The organism is Cupriavidus mimosae, assembly GCF_023952485.1.
GTDB lineage: Bacteria > Pseudomonadota > Gammaproteobacteria > Burkholderiales > Burkholderiaceae > Cupriavidus > Cupriavidus taiwanensis_C.
Genome location: NZ_JALHRY010000042.1, coordinates 1 through 6,574, shown reverse-complemented (window position 1 = coordinate 6,574; position 6,574 = coordinate 1). Strand labels below are relative to the sequence as shown.

7 protein-coding genes are annotated in these 6,574 nt (G+C 70.0%); all 7 read right to left on the bottom strand.

The features are described 5' to 3' along the window. Positions 1-67: biotin carboxylase N-terminal domain-containing protein (locus tag MKD50_RS30800; protein WP_371925403.1), on the bottom strand; the 67-nt coding region annotated here is incomplete at its 3' end. Positions 68-148: 81 nt separating this feature from the next. After that, positions 149-1,171 carry a biotin synthase BioB gene (gene bioB / locus MKD50_RS29775; RefSeq protein ID WP_115705580.1) on the bottom strand — a complete coding sequence of 341 codons (1,023 nt, stop codon included), beginning with the start codon at positions 1,169-1,171 and terminating at the stop codon, positions 149-151. A gap of 18 nt (positions 1,172-1,189) precedes the next feature. Next, positions 1,190-1,945, bottom strand: a complete 756-nt coding sequence (gene bioD / locus MKD50_RS29770) for a dethiobiotin synthase (RefSeq protein ID WP_115705457.1) — start codon at positions 1,943-1,945, stop codon at positions 1,190-1,192. After that, a complete protein-coding gene (gene bioF / locus MKD50_RS29765; protein WP_252669735.1) occupies positions 1,942-3,156 on the bottom strand; it encodes an 8-amino-7-oxononanoate synthase in 1,215 nt (404 codons plus the stop codon). Before bioF ends, bioD begins: the two co-directional genes overlap by 4 nt. Continuing rightward, positions 3,146-4,564 carry an adenosylmethionine--8-amino-7-oxononanoate transaminase gene (bioA, locus tag MKD50_RS29760; protein ID WP_252669733.1) on the bottom strand — a complete coding sequence of 473 codons (1,419 nt, stop codon included), beginning with the start codon at positions 4,562-4,564 and terminating at the stop codon, positions 3,146-3,148. The genes bioF and bioA overlap by 11 nt, the downstream gene beginning before the upstream one ends. Before the next feature lie 240 nt (positions 4,565-4,804). Beyond that, positions 4,805-5,593 (bottom strand): enoyl-CoA hydratase/isomerase family protein, encoded by a 789-nt coding sequence (locus MKD50_RS29755; protein ID WP_115705452.1) that lies wholly within the window; start codon positions 5,591-5,593, stop codon positions 4,805-4,807. A 52-nt stretch (positions 5,594-5,645) separates the two neighbouring features. After that, a complete protein-coding gene (locus tag MKD50_RS29750; RefSeq protein ID WP_115705450.1) occupies positions 5,646-6,542 on the bottom strand; it encodes a dienelactone hydrolase family protein in 897 nt (298 codons plus the stop codon). Between the last annotated feature and the right edge of the window lie 32 nt (positions 6,543-6,574).

Below are 6,574 nucleotides of genomic sequence, written 5' to 3'. Positions count from 1 at the left end.
GGCGGCAGGTGGCGGCCACGCGGCAGGCGATTTCACCGCGGTTGGCGATCAGGATCTTGTTGAACATGCGCCCTCCTTGTTATCCCCTAACCGGGATATTACGGCGGCGCGCCGTCCAGCGGGCACTTTCCTGCGGCGTTGACCCGGGTTACCCAGCGTAGCCCTCGGCGCGGATGTCGAGGCGGGCCAGCAGGGCGCGGTCGCGGTCGGCCTGCGGGTTGCCGGTGGTCAGCAGCTTTTCGCCGTAGAAGATCGAATTGGCCCCGGCCATGAAGCACAGCGCCTGCAGCGCTTCGTCCATGGCCTCGCGGCCGGCGGAGAGGCGCACCATCGCCTGCGGCATGGTGATGCGCGCCACCGCGATGGTGCGGACGAACTCGAACGGGTCCAGCGCCTCGGTGCCGGCCAGCGGCGTGCCCTCGACCTGCACCAGGTTGTTGATCGGCACCGATTCCGGATACGGGTCCATGTTGGCGAGCTGCGCGATCAGGCCGGCGCGCGCCTCGCGCGACTCGCCCATGCCGACGATGCCGCCGCAGCAGACGTTGATGCCGGCGTCGCGCACGTGGCCGATGGTGTCGAGCCGGTCCTGGTAGGTGCGCGTGGTGATGATCTTGCCGTAGAACTCGGGCGAGGTGTCGAGGTTGTGGTTGTAGTAGTCCAGCCCCGCGTCCTTGAGCTGCTGCGCCTGCTCGGCCTTGAGCATGCCCAGCGTGACGCAGGTCTCCAGGCCCATTGCCTTGACTTCGCGCACCATGTCCATCACCGGCTCGAGGTGGCGGTCCTTGGGGCTGCGCCAGGCCGCGCCCATGCAGAAGCGGGTGGCGCCATTGGCCTTGGCCGCGCGCGCGGCGTCCAGCACTTCTTCCAGCGCCATCAGCTTCTCGGCCTTGACGCCGGCATCGTGGTGCGCGCTCTGCGGGCAGTAGCCGCAGTCCTCCTCGCAGCCGCCGGTCTTGATCGACAGCAGCGTCGACAGCTGCACGGTGTTGGCGTCGAAGTGTTCGCGGTGGACCTGCTGGGCGCGGAACAGCAGGTCGTTGAACGGCAGCGCAAACAGCGCGGCAACGTCATCGACGCGCCATTTGGCATCGTCGGGCAAGGCATGCTGGCGCGCGGTCTGGCGCAGCGATTCGGCGGAGATGGTGGTAACGGTGTGGGCTTGGGTCATGATCAATGGAATTTTTGTTCAGGCAGCCAGGCCAGCGGCCTCGGCCTGGTAGCGGGTGGCGGCAGTCAACAGCGGCGCGAGGTCGAGCCGGTCCGCCGCGGAGGCGGGCGCCAGTTGCCAGGGCAGTTCGCCCAGGCAGGGCGCACCGAGCGCTGCATGCAGCGTGGCGATGTTCTCGTCGGCCAGCAGCATGTCCGGGTCGACCCGGTTGGCGATCCAGCCGGCCAGCGGCAGGCCGCGCGCGCGGATGGCTTCGGCGGTCAGCACGGCGTGGTTCAGGCAGCCGAGCCGGATGCCCACCACCATTACCACCGGCACGCTCAGCATCACGGCGAGGTCGGCGGTGTTCCAACGCACCGCGCCGGCATCGAGCGGCACGTTGAAGCCGCCCACGCCCTCCACCACCACGGCGTCGGCCTGGCGGCGCAGCGCGTCGAAGGCATCACGGATGGGTGCGCGCGTGATGCGCACGCCTTCCTGCGCGGCCGCCAGGTGCGGCGAGCACGGCGTGCGCAGCAGGAACGGGCAGGTCTGGCCCAGCGGCACCGCGACCGAACTGGCGGCGCGCAACTGCGCCACGTCGTCGTTATGCCAGTGGCCGTCGCGCCATTCGCTGCCGCTGGCCACCGGCTTCATGCCCGCGGTGCGGTAGCCGGCGGCATGGAGTGCATGCAGCAGCGTGGCGCTGGCGTGGGTCTTGCCGATGCCGGTGTCGGTGCCGGTGACGAAGCAGGCAAAGCGAGCCATGAGAGGCACGGGCGCGCGCGGGTTCATGCCGCCTCCCGCTGCGCCACCGCGGCGCTCAGCGCATTCAGCAGGCGCCGCACATCGGCCTCGGTGTGGGCGGCCGACAGCGTGATGCGCAGCCGTGCCGTGCCTTCAGGCACGGTCGGCGGACGGATCGCGCCGACGCGGATGCCGTCGGCCTCCAGCGTGGCCGACAGCGCCAGCGCGGCACCGTTGTCGCCGACGATCAGCGGCTGCACCGCGGTCTGGCTATCGCCCAGGGTCCAGCCTGCGATCGCGGCCAGCTGGGCCAGCCCCTCGCGCAGCGTGGCGATGCAGCGCGCCAGTTGCGCGCGGCGTTGCCGACCCTCGTCGCCTTCGATGATGGCCAGGCTGGCCAGCAGCGCATGCGCGACCGCGGGCGGCGCGGCCGTGGTGTAGATATACGGCCGCGCGGTGTTGACCAGGTGCTCGATGATGGTCTCGTGCGCGGCGACGAAGGCGCCCGCCACGCCGGCCGCCTTGCCAAGCGTGCCGATGTAGATAAAGAGTTCGGACGACAGTCCAAGCGCTTCCAGCACGCCATGCCCATGCTCGCCGAGCACGCCGAAGCCGTGGGCATCGTCGACGACGATCCAGGCGTCATAACGCTCGGCCAGCGCCAGCAGCCTGCGCAGCGGTGCCACGTTGCCATCCATGCTGAACACGCTGTCGGTGACGATCAGCTTGCGTGCGCTGGTGCTGGCGGCGAGCAGCGCCTCAAGCGCAGTGGTGTCGCAATGCGGGTAGCGCTGCACGTCGGCACGCGCCAGCCGCGCGCCGTCGATCAGCGACGCGTGGTTGAGCGACTCGCAGAACAGCGTCGCGCCGGCGGTTCCGAGCGCGGTCAGCACGGCCATGTTGGCCATGTAGCCGGTGCAGAAGTACAGCGTGCGCGCCTGCGCGATGTACGGCGCGAACCAGCGTGCCAGTTCGGCTTCCAGCTGCGCGTGCGCGTGCGAATGGCCGCTGACCAGGTGCGAGGCGCCGCTGCCGGCACCGTAGCGCTGCGCGCCTTCCACCATCGCGGCGATCACTTGCGGATGGTTGGCCAGCCCGAGGTAATCGTTGCTGCAGAAGGTCAGCAGCGATTCGGCCTCGGTGCCGTCCTCGCCCACGGCCTGGTGCGGCGCGCACGCGGTGTGGGCAATGCGGCGGCGGCGCGTCAGCGCCAGGGCATGGCGCTGTTCGGCGGCCTGCTTCAGTTGTTCAAGCAGCATGGCGCACCTCCTTGCCGGCGGCTTCGGTCACTTGCGCGGACACGTCGTCGAGCGTGGCCAGCATCTGTGCGCCCAGCCAGCGCGCCTGCGCGGCGTCGAAGATGTAGGGGGGCATCACGTAAAGCGTATTGCCGATCGGGCGCACCAGCAGCTCGCGCGCACGCGCGGCATGGTGGAAGCGCGCGGCGAAGTCGGCGCCGGCAACGTCGTCACGGACATCGGCGGCCCAGATCAGGCCACGCTGGCGCACATGGCGCACGCGCGCGTCGGCTGCCAGCGCCGCCATGCCGTCGGCCAGCCACTGCGCGCGCTCGCGGTTGCGCGCCAGCACATCGTCTTGCGTGAACAGGTCCAGCGTGGCCAGCGCCGCGCGGCAGGCGAGCGGGTTGCCGGTGTACGAATGCGAATGCAGGAAGCTGCGCGCGAGCTCGTCGGCGACGAAGGCGCGCTGGATTTCCGGGCGCGACAGCACCAGCGACAGCGGCAGGTAGCCGCCGCTGATGCCCTTGGACAGGCACAGGAAATCGGGCCAGGCATGCGCGGGCAGCGGCGCCTCGGTGCCGCGCGACTGTTCCCACGCGAAGAAGGTGCCGGTGCGCCCGCAGCCCACCGCGATTTCGTCGGCGATCAGGTGCACGCGGTAACGGTCGCACAGCGCGCGCACGCCATCCAGGTAGGACGGGTCATGCATCGCCATGCCGGCGGCGCCTTGCACCAGCGGCTCGACGATCAGCGCGGCAATGGCGCCGGCGCGCTCGCGCAGCAGCGCCTCCAGCTCCGCCAGCGCGCGCGCCGCCACGTCGGCGGCGGACTCGCCGAACCGGGCCTGCCTCGCATCGGGCGACATCACCACATGGGCGCGGCGGATCAGCGCGTCGTAGGCATCGCGGAAAATCTCCACGTCGGTGACGGCGAGCGCGCCCACGGTTTCACCGTGGTAGCCGTGGCGCAGGCAGACGAACTCGCGCTTGGCCGGCAGGCCGGTGTTGCGCCAGTAGTGGAAGCTCATCTTCAGCGCGATCTCGACCGCCGAGGCGCCGTCCGAGGCGTAGAAGACATGGCCCAGCGCGCCGCCGGTCAGCGCCGACAGGCGCTCGGCCAGCTCCACCGCGGGCGCATGCGTGCAGCCCGCGAGCATCACATGCTCGAGCGTCTCCAGCTGGCTCGCCAGCGCGGCGTTGATGCGCGGGTTGGCATGGCCGAACAGGTTGACCCACCAGGAACTGGTGGCGTCGAAGTAGCGCTGGCCGTCGGCATCGTGCAGCCATGGGCCCGCACCGCGCACGATCGCCAGCGGCACGGCGTCGTCGTCAGGACGAAGGCGCGTGCACGGATGCCAGACGGCGGCGCGGCTGCGCTGGCCCAGTGTGGCCGCGACGCTGCCTGGGGAAAGGGACAGGTGGTCCAAGATAGCCCTCCTTGGTTGGCCGTCCGCGCTGGCGCTGCCGGCAGGGCCGGTCGGCGCGAGGGTCGCGGGCGGATTGGGAGGGTCATGGTAGGGAGGACTTCCGCGGCTTGGCAATGCCGGAGGATTTTTCCCGTTAGCGCAGCTTTGGCAGGATTTGGCGAACGTTAGCAGCAAGAAGCGCTGCGCTTGGGCCTAGCGTGCCGCCATCTCCACGCAATCGCGCGTAGCCTTTATTTGAACTCAAGCCGGCCGCCACGACGGCGTGCGCTTCTCCAGGAACGACTTCACCCCTTCCCGCCCCTCCTCCGATGCCCGGATCTTCGCGATGCGGTCGGCCGTATCCGCCAGCAGGTCGTTGTCGATCATGCGCCCGGCAATGTCCTGCACCAGCCGCTTGCTCTCGCGCACGGCGTTGGGGCTGTTGGCCACCAGCGCGGCGGTCAGTTCGGCGACCTTGGCGTCGAGCGCCTCGGCCGGCACCACCGCGTGCAGCAGGCCCAGGCGCAGCGCCTCCGCCGCGTCGAAGCGCTCGGCGGTGATGAAGTAGCGGCGCGCGGCCTGCTCGCCCATGGCGCGGATCACATACGGGCTGATGGTGGCGGGCAGCAGCCCCAGGCGCGCCTCGGACAGGCAGAAATGTGCATGCTCGGCCGCCACCGCGATATCGCACGCGGCCACCAGGCCCATGCCGCCGGCATAGGTATCGCCCTGGATGCGCGCGATCACCGGGCGCGGGCACGACCAGATAGTGTGCAGCATCTGCGCCAGCGTCAGCGCATCGGCGCGGTTCTGCTCGTCGGAATAGCCGGCCATCTTCTTCATCCAGTTCAGGTCGGCGCCGGCGCAGAACGCCGGGCCGCTGCCGGCCAGCACGATGGCGCGCACCTCGTCCATGTCGCCCAGCGCGCGGAAGGCGCCGGTCAGCTCGGCGATCACGGTCTCGTTGAAGGCGTTGCGCACGTCGGGCCGGTTCAGCGTGACGGTGGCGACGTGGTTGGCGATATTGACGGTCAGGGCAGTGAATTCCATGGTTCGCTCCGTTGGCGGATATGGCGCATATAGCGGATAGGAAAAATGTGGCTCAGGTGTCCGGATCGAAGGGCAGCCCCAGCGAGCGGAAGAACTCGCCCACCTGCGGCAGCCACACCGGGATGCCTTCGCGCGCGCTGAACAGCCGGTGCGAGTCGGCGCCGAACTCGCCCACGTCGACCAGCCGGGCCTGCGCCGCGGGGCCGCTGGCGCGCGCCTTGAAGGCGTTGAACATGCGGCCGGGCAAGGGCACCGGCCAGTAGCTGTCGTTCTCGCCATAGACCCATAGCGAGGGGTAGCGCGCCACGCTGCCATAGGCGGCGAAGGCATCGACCAGGCGCTCTTCCCAGTCGGGGCAGTTCAGGTTGCGCAGCCCGCCGGCAAAGTTGACCACGCCACGCACGCCGGGATAGGCGATGGTGCTGAAGGCCATGGTGGTCAGCCCGCCGTGCGACTGGCCGATCACGACGATGCGCTCCATGTCGACATAGGGCTGCGTCGCCATGTAGTCGAGCGTGGCGACGACGTCGTCGGCCTGCATCATGCCGTTGGTCTCGATGTCGCAGCTGCCGCCGATATAGGCGCCGCCCGAGCGCGCGAAGCCCTGCCGCATCGGCAGCACCACCACGTAGCCGCGGCGCAGGAACTCCACGCTCTGCGCCGGAAAGCGCGCGCGCCCCTGCATGCCGGGCCGGCCCGGCGCCTTGCCGTGGTTGATCACCACCAGCGGGAACGGCCCGGCGCCGGCCGGCCTGAACACTGTGGCTTCCAGATCGATGCGCGACGGGATCGCGGCCTTGGGCAGCATCACAACCTGCTCCTGGAAGCGCACGCGCGCCGCCGACTGGCCGTTGCCGTCCGCCATCTGCGCATGGCCGCACAGCGGTGCCAGCACGGCAAGCGCCGTGGCCAGGGCAAGGCGGTGAAACAGGCGGGCGGTGCGGCGCATCAGGAGTCAGGCAGTATCGGTCTGGCGCGATC